General features: G+C 62.1%; 15 protein-coding genes. 9 read left to right on the forward strand and 6 right to left on the reverse strand.

The window, feature by feature from the left end:
• Nucleotides 1-73: 73 nt before the first annotated feature.
• Nucleotides 74-1,465, reverse strand: coding sequence for a UvrB/UvrC motif-containing protein (locus tag PLANPX_RS07965; protein ID WP_152098216.1), 1,392 nt, complete (start codon nt 1,463-1,465; stop codon nt 74-76).
• Nucleotides 1,466-1,631: 166 nt separating this feature from the next.
• Nucleotides 1,632-3,437: a phospho-sugar mutase gene (locus tag PLANPX_RS07970; RefSeq protein ID WP_152098217.1), complete on the reverse strand. Its 1,806-nt coding sequence runs from the start codon at nt 3,435-3,437 to the stop codon at nt 1,632-1,634.
• A gap of 188 nt (nt 3,438-3,625) precedes the next feature.
• On the opposite strand from PLANPX_RS07970, the gene PLANPX_RS07975 reads away from it, so the two are divergent.
• The gene (locus PLANPX_RS07975; protein ID WP_172991932.1) at nt 3,626-4,555 is read left to right on the forward strand and encodes a cytochrome c; all 930 of its coding nucleotides are present in this window, start codon (nt 3,626-3,628) and stop codon (nt 4,553-4,555) included.
• 8 nt (nt 4,556-4,563) lie between these two features.
• Here PLANPX_RS07975 and PLANPX_RS07980 read toward each other — a convergent pair whose 3' ends face one another.
• Nucleotides 4,564-5,139, reverse strand: coding sequence for a DUF2179 domain-containing protein (locus PLANPX_RS07980; protein WP_152098219.1), 576 nt, complete (start codon nt 5,137-5,139; stop codon nt 4,564-4,566).
• Nucleotides 5,140-5,443: 304 nt separating this feature from the next.
• Here PLANPX_RS07980 and PLANPX_RS07985 point away from each other — a divergent pair, with 304 nt between their 5' ends.
• From PLANPX_RS07985 to PLANPX_RS07995, 3 genes are all read left to right on the forward strand, one after another.
• Nucleotides 5,444-6,493 carry an NAD(P)/FAD-dependent oxidoreductase gene (locus PLANPX_RS07985; RefSeq protein WP_152098220.1) on the forward strand — a complete coding sequence of 350 codons (1,050 nt, stop codon included), beginning with the start codon at nt 5,444-5,446 and terminating at the stop codon, nt 6,491-6,493.
• Between the two features lie 208 nt (nt 6,494-6,701).
• On the forward strand, nt 6,702-8,096 hold the full coding sequence (asnS, locus tag PLANPX_RS07990; RefSeq protein WP_152098221.1) for an asparagine--tRNA ligase: 1,395 nt from the start codon (nt 6,702-6,704) through the stop codon (nt 8,094-8,096).
• A 236-nt stretch (nt 8,097-8,332) separates the two neighbouring features.
• On the forward strand, nt 8,333-9,061 hold the full coding sequence (locus PLANPX_RS07995; RefSeq protein WP_152098222.1) for a creatininase family protein: 729 nt from the start codon (nt 8,333-8,335) through the stop codon (nt 9,059-9,061).
• Nucleotides 9,062-9,069: 8 nt separating this feature from the next.
• Here the strand turns inward: PLANPX_RS07995 and PLANPX_RS08000 are convergent, their stop codons facing one another.
• Nucleotides 9,070-9,441, reverse strand: coding sequence for a hypothetical protein (locus PLANPX_RS08000; RefSeq protein WP_152098223.1), 372 nt, complete (start codon nt 9,439-9,441; stop codon nt 9,070-9,072).
• Between the two features lie 559 nt (nt 9,442-10,000).
• On the opposite strand from PLANPX_RS08000, the gene PLANPX_RS08005 reads away from it, so the two are divergent.
• Together PLANPX_RS08005 and PLANPX_RS08010 are read left to right on the forward strand one after the other, a co-directional pair.
• On the forward strand, nt 10,001-10,648 hold the full coding sequence (locus tag PLANPX_RS08005) for a hypothetical protein (RefSeq protein WP_152098224.1): 648 nt from the start codon (nt 10,001-10,003) through the stop codon (nt 10,646-10,648).
• Nucleotides 10,649-10,699: 51 nt separating this feature from the next.
• Complete coding sequence (locus tag PLANPX_RS08010) at nt 10,700-11,059, forward strand: hypothetical protein (protein WP_152098225.1); 360 nt, start codon at nt 10,700-10,702, stop codon at nt 11,057-11,059.
• Between the two features lie 105 nt (nt 11,060-11,164).
• Here PLANPX_RS08010 and PLANPX_RS08015 read toward each other — a convergent pair whose 3' ends face one another.
• Complete coding sequence (locus tag PLANPX_RS08015) at nt 11,165-11,662, reverse strand: TrmH family RNA methyltransferase (protein ID WP_152098226.1); 498 nt, start codon at nt 11,660-11,662, stop codon at nt 11,165-11,167.
• Nucleotides 11,663-12,099: 437 nt separating this feature from the next.
• Here PLANPX_RS08015 and PLANPX_RS08020 point away from each other — a divergent pair, with 437 nt between their 5' ends.
• From PLANPX_RS08020 to PLANPX_RS08030, 3 genes are all read left to right on the forward strand, one after another.
• Nucleotides 12,100-14,034: a peptide ABC transporter substrate-binding protein gene (locus PLANPX_RS08020; RefSeq protein ID WP_152098227.1), complete on the forward strand. Its 1,935-nt coding sequence runs from the start codon at nt 12,100-12,102 to the stop codon at nt 14,032-14,034.
• A complete protein-coding gene (locus tag PLANPX_RS08025) occupies nt 14,031-14,951 on the forward strand; it encodes an ABC transporter permease (RefSeq protein ID WP_152098228.1) in 921 nt (306 codons plus the stop codon). Before PLANPX_RS08020 ends, PLANPX_RS08025 begins: the two co-directional genes overlap by 4 nt.
• A 131-nt stretch (nt 14,952-15,082) precedes the next feature.
• Nucleotides 15,083-16,378 (forward strand): ABC transporter permease, encoded by a 1,296-nt coding sequence (locus PLANPX_RS08030; protein WP_232536327.1) that lies wholly within the window; start codon nt 15,083-15,085, stop codon nt 16,376-16,378.
• A gap of 109 nt (nt 16,379-16,487) precedes the next feature.
• Here PLANPX_RS08030 and PLANPX_RS08035 read toward each other — a convergent pair whose 3' ends face one another.
• Nucleotides 16,488-17,840, reverse strand: coding sequence for an amidohydrolase (locus tag PLANPX_RS08035; protein ID WP_232536329.1), 1,353 nt, complete (start codon nt 17,838-17,840; stop codon nt 16,488-16,490).
• Nucleotides 17,841-17,940: the final 100 nt, after the last annotated feature.

Below are 17,940 nucleotides of genomic sequence, written 5' to 3' on the forward strand. Positions count from 1 at the left end.
CGGGCGGAGCCCGGGGCTAGAACGGCGGCTGCCAAAGTGTAGGTCAGGGTTGTAGGGCCTGACCAGCCGGCTTTTACGAGTCGCCGAGCGTCCGTTTTCGCCGCAGCAAATGATGATAATGCTGGGCAAATCGGTGTGCCTCATCCCGCACGTATTGCAGCAGCCGCAGGGCGAACGCATGCCGGCTCAGCCGCAGCGGCTCGTCGCGGCCCATCACGTAAATGAGCTCTTCCTTCTTGGCGAGCGACAACACGAGCGGCGGTTTGATGCCAAGCGTTTCGAACGCCGTGAGCGCTTTGCCAAGCTGCCCCTTGCCGCCGTCGATCAGCAGAATGTCAGGGAAGACTTCGCCTTCGCGTTCGAGCCGGCGGAAGCGACGGGCGACGACTTCGTGCATGCTTGCGTAGTCGTCGATTCCCTGCACTTCGCGAATGCGAAAGCGGCGGTAGCCCGGTTTGAACGGCAGTCCGTCGATGAACTGCACGAGACTCGCGACCGTTTCCGTGCCGCCGAGATGGGCGATGTCGCACCCCTCGATCGTCCGCGGCTGGAAGTCGAGTTTGAGCACCTTCTGCAGCCCCGCGAGTCCCTTCTTCGGATCGAGGTAAAAGACCTCGGGCTGCTCGTTCTTTTCGAGGTCGCCGCGATCTTCGAGCGACTCAAGCATTTGGATTTCGTCACGTAGCTTGGCCGCTTGCTCGAAGCGCCGTGCGGCCGCCGCCTCTTGCATCTCGGCCCGCATCTCGGCGAGCAACGGTTTGCGGCCGCCGTCGAGGAATTTGCGGAGGCGGTTGATGTCCTTGCGATACTCCTCTTTCGAGATTCGCAGATTGCACGGCGCCGTGCATTGGCGGATCGAAGCAAGCAGACAAGGGCGGAACCACCGCCAGCGGTCGTCGCTCTCTTCGATGTCGAGCGGGCACGTGCGGAACTTGAAGACTCGCTGCAGCACTTGCAGCGCGCCGCGCAGCGAGCTGACGTTCGCGAACGGACCATACAGTTTCACGCCGCTACTCTGCGGCGTGCGGGTGATCTCGACGCGGGGGAAGTCTTCGTGCGTCGTAATCTGCAGGTAGGGAAACGTCTTGTCGTCGCGGAGGTCGCGGTTGAACTTCGGCTGGATGTCTTTCACCAGCCGAGCTTCTTTCAGCAGAGCGTCGACTTCGCTCTCCGTTTCCATGAAGTCGATGTCGTAGGCCTCGAGCACGAGCTGGGCGGTGCGCGAATCTTCCGCCGCCGCCTTCAGGAAGTAGCTGCCGGCCCGGGCGCGCAGGTTCTTCGCCTTGCCGATGTAGATCACTCGGCCGAGCTTGTCCTGGAAGAGGTAGACGCCGGGGGTATTGGGAAACTGCGTCCGCACCTTTTCGGCGGCGCGGAGGAAGAACTCGACCTGCGACTTCGGCAAGTCGGGCGGCGCCTCCGGCTGAGCATCCTGCGGCAATTCGTTGGCGTCGGGGGCGTCCATGCGTGAATTGTAGCGCAGCGGTTAGCCCACGGTCAGTGACCGGGGGAAAACGAGGCGAAAAATACGATACCGCGGGGTGCCACTGGCATCCTGCCAGTGCAGAAGTGGATTCTCGCTCGGCAATTCACACTGGCAAGATGCCAGTGGCACCCTTTCGGTGGGCAGTTTAAACCCCCGCAAACGCCCGCATGTCGGCTTCCATCGCTAGCAGCCGCTGGTCGAGCATCTGCTTCGCGTCTTCCAGGTTCGCCAACTGCTCCGGCGGTTCGTAGGTGAACATGTAGAGCTTGATCTTCGGCTCGGTGCCGCTGGGGCGAATCGCGACGTAATTTCCTTCGAGAGCCAGATCAAGAATCACTAGGTCCCCCTTCGGCCCATCGAGCGGCTGCTTGCCGCCGCCAGGGAGGATGACCGTCTGGTCGAAGTAGTCGCGCACCTGCACCACCGGGCTGCCGGCGAGCGTCTTCGGCGGCGCCGCGCGGAACTGCGCCATCACTTCATTCATCCGCAGCATGCCTTCGCTGCCGGGCATTTGCACCGAGACAGTCCGCTCAATGTGCACGCCATGCTGCCAGAACAGATCGTCGAGCTTCTGGTGCAGCGTCTTCTTCTGCGACTTCAGCTTCGCGGCGAGTTCGCACAGCAGCATCGTGGCGAGGCCGCCGTCCTTGTCGCGGTTGTAGTTGCCGGCCATGTAGCCGTGCGACTCTTCGGTGCCGTACAGGAACTTGTCGGCGCCTTCGCGATCGATGACGCCGGCGATCCACTTGAAGCCGACGAGGTTGTCGCCAAACGTCTTCACGCCGTAGCTATCGCCGATGCGGCGAGTTAGCTCGGTGGTGACGAGCGTTTTCACAATGAAGTTCTGCGGCGACAGTCGGCCGGCGGCTTTGCGCGATTCGCACATGTACTCAGCGAGCAGGGCGCCGATTTCGTTGCCGGTCAGGGTAAGCCACGGCGAACCCTTGGCCATCGTCAGCGGCGCCGCGCAGCCGATGCGATCGCAATCGGGGTCGGTCGCCACGGCGAGGTCGGCGCCGTTGTGGCTGCCGTGGGCGATCATCGTGTCGAAGACTTGCGGATTCTCGGGATTCGAGACATGTCCCGGCACGTTCGGGAAGTCGCCGTCCGGCTTCGCGTGGAGGCTGAACAGTTCGACATCCTTGAACCCGGCCGCTTCTAGCACCGGCAGCACCGCGCTGGCGCCGACGCCATGCAGCGGCGAGTAAATCACCTTCAGGTCGCGCGGGCCGGGGATCGACTGCTCGACCACCGCGGCGACGTACTTGGGATCGACTTCGTCCTGACAGATTTCGATCCGGCCATCGGCGACCGCGGTATCGAACGGCACCCGCTCAATCGCGTTCACCGACATCACGCGGTCGATGACCCCCTTGTCGTGCGGCGGCAGCAGCTGCCCGCCGGTCGACCAGTACGCCTTCACCGCGTTGTCGCTCGGCGGGTTGTGGCTGGCGGTGACCATGATGCCGCACGACGCGTTTTTGTAGCGAACGCAGAACGAAAGCTCCGGCGTGCTGCGGTAGCCTTGCAGGAAGAAGACGCGGAAGCCGCTGGCGACCATGATCTCCGCACAGAGCCGGGCGAAATGTTCCGACCGATGCCGCGTATCGTATGCCAGCGCGCACGACAGGTTCCCATCGGCGCCGAGTTGCTCTTTCACATAGTCGGCCAAGCCCTGGGCGCTCTCGCCGATCGTGCGATCGTTGATCGCGTTCGACCCCACCGGATACATCCGCCCGCGGCGGCCGCCGGTGCCGAACGGAATGACCGTCCAAAACACGTCGTCGAGCGTTTGCCACTGCCCCGATTCCACCATCTCGGCCACTTGCCCGGCATACTCGCTGTAGCGGGGCTCGGTAAGCCACGCGGCAATGTTCTTCTGCGCGGTGCTGGTGATCTTGCCGGTCTCGGCGGCCTGGCGGACGAGGGCGAGCGTGTTGTCGTACGACATGGTGCGGCGGTTCCTGGGGGGCGGAGAACCAGGGAAATGGGCAGGCCGAGGATTGGCCTGGAAGGGCGATTTAACGTACACCATAGTGCAGGAACGGGGAAGTTGGCGGGAAGGAGGAAGGGCGAATGCGGAATGCTGAATGGGGAAGGGGGAAGGGCATGCGGGGAGCGTTCTCTGCGGCATTCGTTGTGGCCATCGCGCTAGGCGAGGCCGGCTTGGCAGCAGAGAAGGCGCGGCCGGTGAAGCGGGCCAAGCCGCCGGTTTGGTCGCAGGATGTGCTCGACGAGTTTTTCGCTGACGCGCGCGAGCAACTCGTTGGCGAGCGGCCCGTGAAACGGACTGAAGCTATCGCGGCGACTTCAGCGGCGGGGCAGGGGAGTGGCAATGCAACCGCCGAAGGGGCCGGCTCAAATTCTGACGCCGCGACTTGGTCGCAACTCATTTCCGGCGACACGCTTGCAGCCGAAGTAAAGCGACTCGCTGCGACGCTCCGCGATCCGCTCGCCAACCCCGCTAAGTTCAAATCGGGCGGCTACAAGGTCTGCCGCGGTGCGTTCAGCGAACTCGCCGTTTTGTTCGCAGTGATCGCCGAGTACGACGGCGATGTCCGCTGGCAAGACGATGCGCCAGCCCTCCGCGATGCTTTTGCTCGGGCCGCCCGCAATTGCAAAACGGGAACCGACCAAACGTTCGCCGAAGGCGCCGAACTGCGGACACAACTCGACGACCTCGTCCGCGGCGAGCGCCTGGGCGGTAAGCCCGCGCCGCCGCCCGAGCAGTGGAGCAAAATCGCCGACCGGCCGCTCCTCATGAAACGGATGGAGTCAGCGCTGCAAGAAGGGATCTCGCCCGCGCTCGCCAATGCCCGCGAGTTTTCACGCAAGGCGGTCGACGTCCAACAGCAGGCCGAAGTCCTCGCGATGCTCGCGGCGATCATCGATCGCGAAGCGTACGAGTACTGGGATGACGAGAACTTTCAGCAGCAAAGCAATGACCTCCGCGCCGCCTCGCGCGAGCTAACCCGTGCCGCCGCCGATGCCAACTACGAAGCCGCCCGCGCCGCCGCGGGACGAGCAAGCCAATCGTGCACTGCCTGCCACGAAGGCTACCGCGGCTAAACGCGGCGTTATTTTCGCATCCGAAAAATTGCCCGCCAATCGGCCGGCGTTGAGAGCGCCGCCGTCGCTCCGCCGTGGTATTCGCGCACCAAGTCGACGCTGTAGTAAATGTGCGGATCAACGCCCCGCGCCGTTTCCAGTAGCTCGCTGGTGCGACGGCGCGGAGCAATAACGAAGATCATCGTATTAGGCCCCTCGGCGCCAATGCCTTGAAACGTCGTCGGCTGCCAGCCTGCGATGCTGAGCGCTGAGGCAATCGCTCCGCCCGCTTGCGACGAGAACATCCGGATCACCACGATTCCCAAGGCGATCTTACGCTCAATTTGAATCCCCACGGCATTGCCAGCCGCGAACCCCGCGCAGTACGCGATGATCAGCATCGGGTGCTTCTCGACGCCCATTAGCGCCTGAGCCACGGCGGTGAGCCAAACGAACGTTTCGAAGAAGCCCAGCACGACCGCGAGCTCAATGCGGCCTTGCACGACCGAGATCGTGCGGAGCGTCCCAAGCGAAACGTCGATGATTCGCAAGAAGAAGATCAGCAGTGCGGCCGCGAGCGGGTGGAGCGAAATGAGGAAGTCCATAGCGAGTGATCCAGTAAAGGGCATTCCGCCCGCAGCGAGGAATCTTGCGCTTCGACAACAGCAATGCATCAGATTCTTCGTTTCATTCTCCATGACGCAAGATGATGCGGCGAATGAAGCATGCCGCTGCAGCCGCGCTGCTCGCATAGGCGCTCGCGATGCCGCCCATAGGTAAAAACGTCGCAAATCAAGGCGTTTTCACAGCGCTCGTCGAGTTTACGCCCGTCGGCCACCCCTCTATAATTCCCCCTTCACCCACCCACCGTGGGTTCATTAAAAGTTTGTGCCGGAAGGATGTGCGACTGTGGCTGAACATGTGGTGATTATTGGCAGCGGACCCGCGGGATGGACCTCGGCAATCTACACGGCGCGGGCCAATCTCTGCCCGATCGTGTTCGAAGGCGCCATCACCGAAGAGAATCGCCAGGTCGGCACGCTGCCGCTTGGCCAGCTCGCCCTCACCACCGAAGTCGAGAACTTCCCCGGCTTCCCGAAGGGAGATCTGAGCCACTACCTCCGCTCGGCGCTCGACGAAGAGAATCACTACCTCGCCGACATGCATCATCAGGAAGGCTGCTCGGGCCCCGAGCTGATGCACCTGATGCGCAAGCAGGCGCAGAACTTCGGCACCCGCATCGAGACCGACGACATCGTCAAAGTCGATTTCAGCAAGCGGCCGTTCGTGCTCCACTCGGCGAGTGGGCAGCGGATTGAAGCACAGTCGGTGATCATCGCCACCGGGGCCCGCGCGAACTACCTTGGCCTGCCGTCGGAAGATGCCTACAAGAATCGCGGCGTCAGCGCTTGTGCGGTGTGCGACGGCGCGTTGCCGCGGTTCCGCAATAAGCCGCTCGTGGTCGTCGGCGGCGGCGACTCGGCGGTGGAAGAGGCCGACTACCTGTCGAAGTTCGGCAGCGTCGTCTACATGATCCACCGCCGCGATCAGCTGCGGGCGTCGAAGATTATGGCGGACCGAGCGATCGCCAATCCGAAAATCAACATCCAGTGGAACACAGAAGTTGACGAAGTGATCGGCGACGACGCCACTGGCGTGAAGGGCGTGCGGCTCAAGTCGACGACCGGCGACGGCAAGACGATCGATCTCGATGCCACGGGCATGTTCGTCGCGATCGGCCATACGCCGAACACGCGGTTCCTCGAAGGCCACCTCGAGATGACGTCGAAGAAGTATCTCAAGTGGACGGTGCCGTTCCGCACCAACACGAGCGTCGAAGGGGTCTTCGCCGCGGGCGACGTGGCGGACGATTACTATCGGCAAGCGATCACCGCCGCCGGCAGCGGCTGCATGGCGGCGATCGACGCGGAGCGCTGGTTGGCTTCGCAGGGGCTGTAAATACTAGCAGTTCTTTGATGATGCTGGGGCTGGGGCCTAAATTCAAAAAATGCTTAAACACAGAGAGCACAGAGGACACAGAGAGATTTAGTAAATTTCACAAATTTGCATTGACTCTGTGTTCTCTGTGAACTCTGTGTTTAAGAATTAATCGGCCAGCAAGTACGCAGGCGACGGTCGATATCAACATTGCACCAGGGATGACGCGATGGAAAAGCTTTCAGTCTGGGCGGCTCGGCAGGCAGAGGCGATTGGCAAGCAGGCGACGCTGCAAGGTTGGGTGCGCACGCGTCGCGACTCGAAGGGGGGCTTCAGCTTCATCGAGCTGAACGACGGCTCCTGCCTCGCCAACATTCAGATCGTCGCGGACGCGCAGCTACCAAATTATGAAGCAGAAATAAAACATCTCAGCGCTGGTTGCAGCATTACGGTTCACGGCGAAGTGAAACCTTCAGGCGGCAAGGAGCAGGCGACCGAGCTGCTCGCGAGCGAGGTGATCGTCCACGGCCTCGCCGACCCCGACGACTACCCGCTGCAAAAGAAGCGGCACACGCTCGAAAAGCTTCGTGAGTGGGCGCACCTCCGCCCGCGGACGAACACGATGGGCGCCGTGATGCGGGTGCGAAACCGCATCTGCCGCTCGATCCACGATTTCTTCCAAGAAGAAGGCTTCCTCTACGTCCACACGCCGATCATCACTGCCAGCGATTGCGAAGGCGCTGGCGAGATGTTCCGCGTGAGCACGATCGACCCCGCCAATCCGCCGAAGACGGCAGACGGCAAGGTCGACTACGCTCAAGACTTCTTCGGCAAGCCGGCGTTCCTCACGGTCTCCGGCCAGCTCGAGGGTGAAATCTACGCGACCGCACTCGGCAAGATCTACACCTTCGGCCCAACGTTCCGCGCGGAGAATTCGAACACCTCGCGCCACTTGGCCGAGTTCTGGATGGTCGAGCCCGAGGCGGCGTTCTTCGATCTCTACGACGACATGGCGCTCGCTGAGCGGTTCCTCAAACGCATCGTCAACGACGTGCTTGCCGACTGCCAGGAAGACATGGCGTTCTTCCAAGAGCGGATCGACAACACGATCATGGCAGCGCTCGAAACGGTTCGCGATCGTGACTTCTTGCGGCTCAGCTACACCGAAGCGGTTGAGATTCTGGAGAAGTCGGGCGAGAAGTTCGAGTACCCGGTGAAGTGGGGCTCCGATCTCCAAGCCGAACACGAACGCTACCTCACCGAAAAGAAGTTCAACGCCCCGGTGATCCTCTACGATTACCCTCGCGGCATCAAAGCGTTTTACATGCGCGTCAACGACGACGGCAAAACGGTTCGCGCGATGGATGTTCTCGTTCCTCGCGTTGGCGAAATCATCGGCGGCAGCCAGCGGGAAGAGCGGCTCGACGTGCTGATCGAGCGGATGAAAGAGCAGGATCTCAATCCCGACGACTACTGGTGGTACCTCGACCTGCGCCGCTTCGGTACGGTGCCGCATGCCGGCTTTGGTTTGGGTCTCGAGCGGATCGTGCAGTTCGTCACCGGCATGGCGAACATCCGCGATGTGATCCCGTTCCCCCGGACGCCCGGCAGCGCGGAGTTCTGAGGAAAATGCGATTTAACACAGAGAGCACAGAGGACACAGAGAGAAAGCTTTAGCCCGCGAATCACGCGAATCACGCGAATAATTTTTGCTGCAAGCGAACGCGATATCGAGTTGACACTAACACGGCAATTATTTCATTCGCGTGATTCGCGGGCTGTCTTTACCGCATTCTCCGTGTCCTCTGTGCTCTCTGTGTTAAAGTAATCCCCGTATTCAAGCAAGTCCCCGAGCCAGCCATGATCCTCGAAGAAATGACCACCGTCGAAGTCGAAGCCGCACTAAAATCGTGCCGCAGCGTCTTCATTCCCTTCGGCGTCATGGAAGCCCACGGCCCGCACTTGCCGCTCTCGACCGACACGATCCAGGCGTACGACGCCGGCAAGCGGGCCGCCCAGCTTGTGCCGCTGTTCGTCGCTCCGCCGATTCCCTACGGTTATTGCCGCAGCCTCGGCGGCCACGATGGGACGATCAGCATTAGCGCGGAAACGCTGCGCTCGCTGGTTCGCGATATCGTCCAGTCGCTCTACCAAACGGGCCTGCGAAACTTCATCCTCTATTCCGGCCACGCGAGCGCGCTGCAAATGGCGGCGATCGAAGAGGCGGCCGAGCGTGTGCTCCGCAGCTGTCCCGACGCGAACGTGGCGATCGTGCTCGAGTACGACGTTCTACTGAAGCGGATGGCCGGCATCATCGAAACGCCCGGCGACATGCACGGCGGCGAAATCGAAACCTCGCGGTTGATGTCGATTTGCCCCGAACTCGTCCGCAACGATTTGCTCCCCGAAGAGAGCGGCCGCGAATCGCCCAAGCCGCTCCTGGTGCGCGACGTGAAACGCTACTGGCCGAGCTCCGTGCTCGGCGCCCCGCGCAAGGGAACGCCCGAAAAGGGCGAACGCCTCGGTAAGATCATCGCCGAGTATCTTGCCGACCTCGTGAAGCGGATGGAAGCCTTCGAGCCCCACTAGCGCCGCGTTTAGCGTTGCAGCGCCATTACCAGCACCGCCAAGATCGGCGCCAGCGCACTGCAGATGGCGAACGTCAAGAACCCGCCCGGCGGCGGCGTCTTCCGAAACCGCAACACCACCGGCAGCAGCAACAGCGAAATCAGCCCAATCGCCGCCGCGCAAAACAGCAGCAGTTGGCTGAGCATTTGCGCACCGCCCAGCCGTGGATTCGCCCGTGCGTACAAGTGAGCCGCCACGGCGGCGATATCGCACAGGAATACCGTCGTCACCGACACGGTCCACGCGACAGTCGCGACCTCGGCGTTGCGCGTGTCCGAAACGCGGTGCTCCAGGTCACGGGCCGAGTTCTGACGACGCGGTTTCGTCTTACGCTTCGACATGGCGAACGCCGCCTCCTGCGGGGGAAGAGAAGTACGCTTCACAATACGAAGTTTCACCAAATTGGCAACTCCGCCGGCATCCTCCGCTCGTTTCCCGGTATTTCTTTGCGCCTTCGCGCCTTTGCGTGAGATCTCAATCAGAAATGTCTCACGCAAAGGCGCGAAGGCGCAAAGGGGATGCGGGGGGGCTTCCAGGTGCGGTTGTAACGACCACTGCCCGCGCTTCCCCGCAAGTTTCTTCGCCATCCGCTCCGCCGCGCGCCCGCAAGCAAGCTAAATTTCCCATGGAGTCGAGTTGCATCGCTGCACTCGCTCCGCTGCTCGTCAGTCTTGCCCCTTTTCAAGTTGCGACGCCGCCACGACGCACTCGCGGTCGGAACCAATCCCGGCCACGCGGAGCGACGCAAGTGGATGGCTCGCAGTTGTCAGGTCTCGCTTCGCATGCGTGAGCGTCGCACTGCGCGCTCCAACCGTTCGCGCGAGGCCGCGCTATTCGTCCGCCGATACATCCGCCGCACCATCCAGCTCACTCAACACGGCAATGGTCGAATTTCGGTCGTTGGAGACCCTTCGCGAGGCGTTAGCCCCGGTCGAGGCGCTCCGAGGGGAACAATCTGAACTCGAGTCGTGGGTCTGCGAATCGTTCGCGACGCTCGATTCGCTGCATGGCGAACTTTCGGACTGGCAGCGCGACCTCACGCGACAGCAGGCGCTGCTCGATCAGCGCCAGGCGGCGGCCGACGATGCCTCGCAGCACCTCGCGCACGCCGAGGAGTACGAACGTCGGCTTGTCGCGGCTGAGGAAGAGTACCGACAGCTCGTCGCCGAGAACGCCGAGCAACTGCAAACCTTGGAAGAGGTTGGCCGCAAGCTCGCCGTGGCGAAGTCGGAGTTACGGCTGCTCCAGCAATCGAATGAGGAGCGAGGCACAGCTCTTGAACGCGAGCGGCAGCGGGCGACTGAAGAACATCACGAATGGCTCACCGAACTACGAGAATTACGGAGGACGATGCAATTGCATGGATCATTGCTGCAACGATTGACCGGATCTACGCACGAGGGGAATGCCTTGCCCGACGGCGCCGCAACTGGCCCGGCGAATGATGCCGCCGGGCAGACGCCGCTCGACGACGACGTGGCGTGTCGCGCCGCCGAACTGCGGCGGCGGGCGGAACTCCGCCGGGCCGCCCACGGGCGAACTTCCTGATTCCTGCGTTTGTCTCTCTTCCGGCTCAATCGATCTTCAGGCGGCTCAGCAATGGCAAAGAATCTCAACATGCATGGCGCGCATCTGCGGCGCATCAAACCCGGCAGCGAATTACCGCCGACGGTCCCGCTCGATCCCGAATCGCGCGAAGCGAACGAACTGCTCGAAGCGCTCGACGACGCGATGTTCGAAGCAATCGCGGGCGACGAAGCGGCGCTCGCCCGCGCGCGTGAACTATGGCAACGAGCCCTAATCGCCGTCGGCGGCGAGCGCGTCGAAGAGTCGCGTGAGCAGTATTTGCGATTTGCCGTCGAGACTACCAACCGCCACTCGGCGGGCGAAATCCGCGAATCGGCCCGCATGGTCGCCGCCGTAGAAGTCATCGCCTGGCTTACCCGTGGCGCGGCGTGACAGAAGGTTCGGCGAGGGGGGCCACTGGCATCTTGCCAGTGCTGAAGTGAAGACCCGCTTGGCAATTCACACTGGCAAGATGCCAGTGGCACCCAAGTCGCTTTCTCACCCCTCCGGAAACTGCCGGCAGTACTCATACAGCGCCATCGTCGTCGCCGTCGCGACGTTGTAGCTGAACGGTAGCCCCCAGACCGGAATCTCGACGACGTCGTCGAGCAACTTCAGCAGATCGGGCGTTAGTCCCGTCCGCTCGTTGCCGATCACCAGCGCCGTCTTCCGCTGGAACTGGAAGTGATGCATGTCGTGCGAGTCGGTCGTCTGCTCGAGCCCAACCAGCCGGTAGCCTTCCTCGCGGAGTCGCTCCAGCACCGGCGGCAGCGTCCGCCGGACTTCAATCGTGATCGTATCGGCCCCGTCGCGAGCGATCTTGCGATCAAGACTCGCCTGACCGGTGCAAATGATCCGGTCGAGCCCGCAGCAACTCGCCACCCGCGCGATCCGCGACAGGTTGATGTTGCTTCGCATCGGCGCACAGACGATGAGCAACTCGCGCGGGTGAGTGAGTTCACGGGGTGGTTTGTGACGTAAGTGTTCGAAACTCATAGAGAGCGATTCTAGCAGGCTGCTTGGTTCTGTTCAGGAGAAGAAGATTAACCGCCAAGGACGCCAAGGACGCCAAGGTTCGCCAAGGGAATGCGGGAATGTGAACCACAACGGCACGACGAGCACGACGAAAGGCAGGTTATGTCAGAGCTAAGTGTTCTCAAGCCGTATTTCTTTGCGCCTTCGCGCCTTTGCGTGAGACGATTCTGATTGAGATCTCACGCAAAGGCGCGAAGGCGCAAAGAAGAGCAGGGAAATAGCAGTTGCCCTTGGCGAACGTTGGCGTCCTTGGCGGTTCAAATTGAAGCTCAGTAAGTTCTTTGCCCCGTCCTCTCCGTCCGGTAAGCTAACAACGGCGGTTCGCAGGCGTCGGCTGGGTGAATCAAGCATTCACGTACCTACCTACTCACTTACTCACCTAAACCACCCAGCCCATCATGCCACTGGATGGCCGATCGCTGTTCCCCTGGATCGCCGGCATTGCGATTCTCGGCTCCATTGGCTGGGCCCTCAACCGTGGCCAACTTCCGCCTGCCGACTTCACGTTCATCAACGGCACGGAAGTCAAAAGCCTCGATCCCGCGATCGTTACCGGCCAGCCCGAGAACCGGATGATCAACGCCCTCTTCGAAGGGCTGACGAGCTGGAACCCCAAAACGCTCAAGCCCGAGCCAGGCGTCGCCGAGCGTTGGGACGTCTCCGAAGACCTGCTCACCTACACCTTCCACCTGCGGAAGGATGCGAAGTGGTCCGACGGCTCGCCGGTGACGGCCCACGACTTTATCTACTCGATGCGGCGGTTTCTCGACCCCCGCACCGCGGCCGAGTATTCGTACCAAGCGTGGTACGTAAAGAACGCCAAACGCTACAGCGGCGGCGGCCGCGCGGTGCGGCCGGGCGACAACGTTGAGGTGGAACTCAACGTCGATCCCGACTCCTCGAACGCGCTCCGCGGCGAACTCGTGCATGGCAAGCTCGTTCGCATCGAAGATAAGAGCGGCCAGGAACTCACCGGCGAAGCGCTCGACAAGGCCGCCGCCGACGAGACGCTGAAGATCGAAGACTGGGTCTTCGTCATCTCCACCGAAGCGGGCGAAGAACGCTTCCGCTACGCCGACGACGGGGCTGCCGCCGACAACGAGCCAGCGAAAGGCGAACGCCACGCACGGCAGATTCTGCTTGACCTGAAAGAAGTCGGCATGCGGGCAATCGACGATCACACGCTCGAGTTCACGCTCGAAAACCCGACGCCTTACTTCCTCACGCTCGTCGGCTTCTACCCGCTCTTCCCCGTGCAGCAAAAGTGCGTCGAAACCTTCGGCTCGCCCGATTGGACCGACGTCGAGAACATCGTTTGCAACGGCCCCTTCAAGCCGGAGTTCCGCCACTTGCGCGATCGGACCCGCGTCGTGAAGAACGAGCACTACTGGGATCGCGACAATGTCAAACTCAATAGCGTCGACTTCCTCGCCGTCGAGTCGAGCACCACGGCGCTCAACCTCTACCTCACCGGCGAGGTCGACTGGATTTACGACGTCCCCGCCTCGGCGCTGCGGACGTTGATGGCCGAGCGGCCGGTGCGAGACGATCTCAATCCGCAGCCGATGCTCAACACCTACTTCTATCTCCTCAACGTTAAACGCAAGCCATTCGACGACGTGCGGGTCCGCAAGGCGTTGTCGATGGCGATGGATCGCAATGAACTCACCCAAGTCCTGCTCGGCGCCGGCGAACTGCCGACCTACAGCCTCGTCCCGCCGGGGCTGCCCGGCTACGATCCGCCGCAGGGCCCGCACGAAGACGTTAAAGAGGCTCAGCGGCTCCTCGCTGAAGCGGGCTATCCGAACGGACGCGGCTTCCCCGAGATCGAGATCCTTCACAACACGCACGAAGGCCATCACGCGATTGCCCAACTCATCCGCGACCAATGGCGGAAGAATCTCGGCATTAGCGTCAAAACTCGCAACGAAGAGTGGGCCACCTTCAACGCCAGCCAGCGGCAACTCAAGTACGATGTCAGCCGCCGTGGCTGGATTGGCGACTACGCCGACCCCAACACGTTCCTCGACATGTTCGTTACCGGCGGCGAGAACAACTGCACCGGCTGGGGCAACGCCGAGTACGACCGACTGATCGCCGCCGCAGCGACCGAAACAGATTTCACGAAGCGGCTCGAACTCCTCCATCAGGCCGAAGCGATCCTCATGGACGAGCAGCCGATCATTCCGTTCTACAACTACGTCAGCAAGAACATGGTGAAGCCGACCATCCGCGGCTTTTACAACAACATTCAGGACACCCATCCGCTCTCGGCGATCTGGATCGACGCCGAAGAGAAGACGCCCAATCCGTTCATGGAGGGCCGGGAATGATTACGTTCATCATTCGGCGCCTCTTCTGGCTAGTCGTCACGATGTGGGCGGTCTTCACCGTTTCGTTCATCTTAATGCGAAGCGTCCCCGGCGGACCGTTCGACGGCGATCGGCAGGTTGCGCCGGAAATTAAGCGGAACATGGAGCGGCGCTACAACCTCGACAAGGAACTACACGAGCAGTACTTCATTGAGCTGAAACGGACGTTCCTCGAAGGCGATCTCGGCTTCTGCATGCGGCTGACCGACCGCAGCGTGAACTACGTGATCGCCCAAGGCTTGCCGATCTCGGCGGCGCTCGGCGTGCTGGCGCTCGCCTTTGCGATGACGTTCGGCCTGCTGACCGGCGTCGTCTCGGCGGCACGGCGAGGGAGTGCGCTCGACGTCGGCTTGCGACTCGTCGCGACGATCGGCATCGCGCTGCCGAGCTTCGTCGTCGCGACGATTTGCATCATGTTGTTCGTGTTCATGATTCCACTCTTCCCAGCTGCCGGTTGGGGAAGCGCGTCGCAACTCGTGCTGCCGGCGTTTTGCCTCGGCGCCCCGTACGCCGCGGAAGTCGCGCGGATCTCGCGTACGAGCTTGCTCGACGCCCTTTCGCAAGACTACATCCGCACCGCCCGGGCGAAGGGCCTCAGCAGCAGCCGTGTGATCCTCGTCCACGGCTTGCGAAATTCGCTGCTGCCGGTCGTTTCGTTCCTCGGCCCCGCAGTGGCCGGCATTCTTACTGGCTCGCTCGTCGTCGAGACGGTGTTCGCGATCCCCGGGCTGGGAATCTACTTCGTGAAAGCGGCCGAGCTCCGTGACTTCACCCTCGCGATGGGCGTGGTGCTGCTCTACACGCTCGTGCTCTACACGATGAACTTCCTCGTCGACCTCTCCTACGCCTACCTCGATCCCCGCGTGGAGCTGGAATGACGGCGTTTGTATTTCATATGAATAAAGATCTCACGCAAAGGCGCAAAGACGCAAAGAAGACTGCCAGCAAGTTGGGATGCTGCATTTCCTTCGCGCCTTTGCGCCTTTGCGTGAGATAAAAAAAGAGCAGTATGTCGACGCCAGACGCCAAATCGACCGCCGGAACATCGCTCGCTCGCGATGCCTGGCGGCGGCTGCGCCGCGATTGGGCCGCCATGGCCGCGCTCGCCACGCTGGTGGTCGTCTGCTTGCTGGCTGCCATCACGCCGCTACTGCCGCTGCAGCCGCCCGATCGCGTGCAGACCGATTTGCAATATCGCCCGCCGACGCTCGCGCCGCTCTGGATCGACGGGTTTTCATTGAACCTCGAAGCGATTGAAACCGGCCCCGCCGAAGTCGCGGAACTCCGCGGCCAATTGCCAGAACTCGAGGCCGCTCACCGTAAGGCGACCGAGGCGTTTCGCACCGCCGAGCGCGAGCTTCCCGCCGACCTGCCGCCGCTCGAACGTGAAGCCGAGCTGGAACCATTGCGCACAGCTCGCAACGACGCCTTCGAAGCCCTGGTCCGCAAGCACAACGAAATCGACGACGTCATCCAATCGCCCTACGCTAAGGCTGGCTTCGCCGACCTCGGCCCGCTGAGCCGCTGGATGGTCCGCACCCGCTACGCGATATTCGGCGAGTCTCAGCTCAACTCGCTATGGGGCCGCGATATCTTCGGCCGCGATCTCCTCTCCCGTGTCTTCTGGGGCGCCCGCATCTCGCTGATGGTAGGGCTCGTGGCGACCGCAGTCTCGCTAGTCATCGGCGTCACCTACGGCGCCGTTGCCGGGTACTTCGGCGGTTGGCTCGACGATGCAATGATGCGATTCGTCGATCTGCTCTACTCGATCCCGTTCATCTTCGTGGTGATCTTCATCATCACGATTCTCAACGACGACAGCACGCCCGAAAGTTGGGGCACGCGTCTCGCCTATCTCGGCCTCAACAAAATCACGGTCTTCTACCTCGTCGTCGGCGCCATCTACTGGCTGACGATGGCCCGCGTCGTTCGCGGCCAAGTGATCTCGCTGAAGACCGAGCCGTTCGTCGAGGCCGCCCGCTCGCTAGGCGCCGGCCACTGGCGGATCATCTTCCGCCATCTGCTGCCGAACGTCTCGAGCGTTGTGCTCGTTTACCTGACGCTTACCATCCCGCGGGTGATGCTCTTCGAAGCATTCCTCTCGTTCCTCGGCCTCGGCGTCGAAGCTCCCGACGTCTCCTGGGGCATGCTCGCCCGCGAGGGAATCAACGATCTCACCCCAGTAAAAATTTATTGGTGGCTCGTCCTCTTCCCCAGCCTCGCCCTCGGCGTGACGCTGCTGGCCTTAAACTTCCTCGGCGACGGCGTCCGCGACGCGCTCGACCCGCGCATGAAAGACCGGTAGGAGTAATGACGAATTCCCGAATGACGAATGGGAATAGAAGGCAGCGCCGTCCTCGCCAGCATTCGTCATTCGTCATTCGTCATTCGTCATTCGTCATTTGCTCATTTGCTCATTTGCTCATTTGCTCATTCTTCTTCGCGAGTAAATCAAGCGCAGCGGCCGTCAGCGTTCGCACGCCGGTCGTCAGCGTGCCGTCGATGTCGGGGTAGAACAGCGGCGAGTGGAGCGACGGCGGCTGGACGGCCTCTTTCTCGTACTTGTCGAGCCGCGCCTGGTCGACGGCCCCCACAGAGATCATCAGAATCGGCACGCCCGCTCGGCCGTAGGCGCCGAAGTCTTCGCCTCCCATCGAGGGTTCCGACTCCTCCACCTTGTTTTTGCCCAGTTCCTTCTGAATCACCGGCTCCAACCGCTTCGCTAAGTCGGCGTCGTTCGCCAGGGCAGGGGTGCCGTCTGAAATGGTGATGTCCGGCTGCGGCGCTCCCGCACTCGCGGCAGCGGCGTTCGCCTTCCGTTTAATCGCATCAAGAATCTGCTTCCGCACTTCGGGGGTGTAGCTCCGCACCGTGAGTTGCAGCGTGCAGTCGTCGCTGATGACGTTGTGCTTCGCCCCGCCGTGGATCGAACCGACTGTCACCACCACCGGTTCGATCGGCTTCACCTCCCGGCTGGCGATCGTTTGTAGGTCGAGCACCAGCTTCGCCGCGATGACGATCGGGTCGATCGTCATGTGCGGATAAGCGCCGTGACCCCCTTTGCCGTGGATGACGATATCGACGCTGTCGACGTTGGCCATCGCATAGCCTGGGCGCCACGCGACGTTGCCGGTCGGTCGGTCGGCGGCAACGTGCAGCGCGAGGGCGTAGTCTGGTTTCGGGAAGCGGCGGAACAACCCGTCGTCGAGCATCTTCTGCGCGCCGGCGCCTTTTTCTTCCGCAGGTTGGAAGATCGGCACAAGCGTTCCGCTCCACTGGTCGCGATGCGTTGCCAGATATTCGAGCGTCCCCATCAGCATCGTCATGTGCATGTCGTGCCCGCACGCGTGCATCACGCCGACCGTCGCCCCGCGCGCGTCGCGCACCTTGACTTGCGACGCGTACGGCAACCCCGTCTCTTCCACCACCGGCAGGCCGTCCATGTCGGCCCGCAGGAGCAGCGTCGGACCGGCGCCATTCTTCAGCACGCCGACAACGCCATGCCCGCCGACTTTCTCAGTGACTGTGAAGCCCAGTTTGCGAAGCGTCTCGGCCATCGTTGCCGCCGTTTTTTCCTCTTCGTGCGATAGTTCCGGCGCCTGATGGAGCGACTTGTAAAATTGGGTAAGCTCGGGCAACGCGCCTTGCACCCAGTCGCTCGCCGACTCGGCGCCGCTGGCGGGGGGGATGGCGCCAGCCAGCAGACACAAAAAGAGCCAAAACCCGTTGGCGAGGGAAAACAGGCGCGTTACACTTCGGGCATTCATTCGACTGCTCTTGTTCATTGGAGCCGCTGTGAGTTCATCGCTCGCAGCGGCTCCTCTTATTTGGTGAACGAAGCGTTCACGAACAAGCAGCAGCCCGCCG

It is taken from the genome of Lacipirellula parvula (assembly GCF_009177095.1).
Lineage (GTDB): Bacteria > Planctomycetota > Planctomycetia > Pirellulales > Lacipirellulaceae > Lacipirellula > Lacipirellula parvula.

Bases quoted from the DNA above. Each gene is read 5' to 3' on its own strand.
- PLANPX_RS07965 (WP_152098216.1), bottom strand. From the start codon at position 1,465: ATGGACGCCCCCGACGCCAACGAATTGCCGCAGGATGCTCAGCCGGAG.
- PLANPX_RS07970 (WP_152098217.1), bottom strand. From the start codon at position 3,437: ATGTCGTACGACAACACGCTCGCCCTCGTCCGCCAGGCCGCCGAGACC.
- PLANPX_RS07980 (WP_152098219.1), bottom strand. From the start codon at position 5,139: ATGGACTTCCTCATTTCGCTCCACCCGCTCGCGGCCGCACTGCTGATC.
- asnS (WP_152098221.1), top strand. From the start codon at position 6,702: ATGGAAAAGCTTTCAGTCTGGGCGGCTCGGCAGGCAGAGGCGATTGGC.
- PLANPX_RS07995 (WP_152098222.1), top strand. From the start codon at position 8,333: ATGATCCTCGAAGAAATGACCACCGTCGAAGTCGAAGCCGCACTAAAA.
- PLANPX_RS08000 (WP_152098223.1), bottom strand. From the start codon at position 9,441: ATGTCGAAGCGTAAGACGAAACCGCGTCGTCAGAACTCGGCCCGTGAC.
- PLANPX_RS08010 (WP_152098225.1), top strand. From the start codon at position 10,700: ATGGCAAAGAATCTCAACATGCATGGCGCGCATCTGCGGCGCATCAAA.
- PLANPX_RS08015 (WP_152098226.1), bottom strand. From the start codon at position 11,662: ATGAGTTTCGAACACTTACGTCACAAACCACCCCGTGAACTCACTCAC.
- PLANPX_RS08020 (WP_152098227.1), top strand. From the start codon at position 12,100: ATGCCACTGGATGGCCGATCGCTGTTCCCCTGGATCGCCGGCATTGCG.
- PLANPX_RS08025 (WP_152098228.1), top strand. From the start codon at position 14,031: ATGATTACGTTCATCATTCGGCGCCTCTTCTGGCTAGTCGTCACGATG.
- PLANPX_RS08030 (WP_232536327.1), top strand. From the start codon at position 15,083: ATGTCGACGCCAGACGCCAAATCGACCGCCGGAACATCGCTCGCTCGC.
- PLANPX_RS08035 (WP_232536329.1), bottom strand. From the start codon at position 17,840: ATGAATGCCCGAAGTGTAACGCGCCTGTTTTCCCTCGCCAACGGGTTT.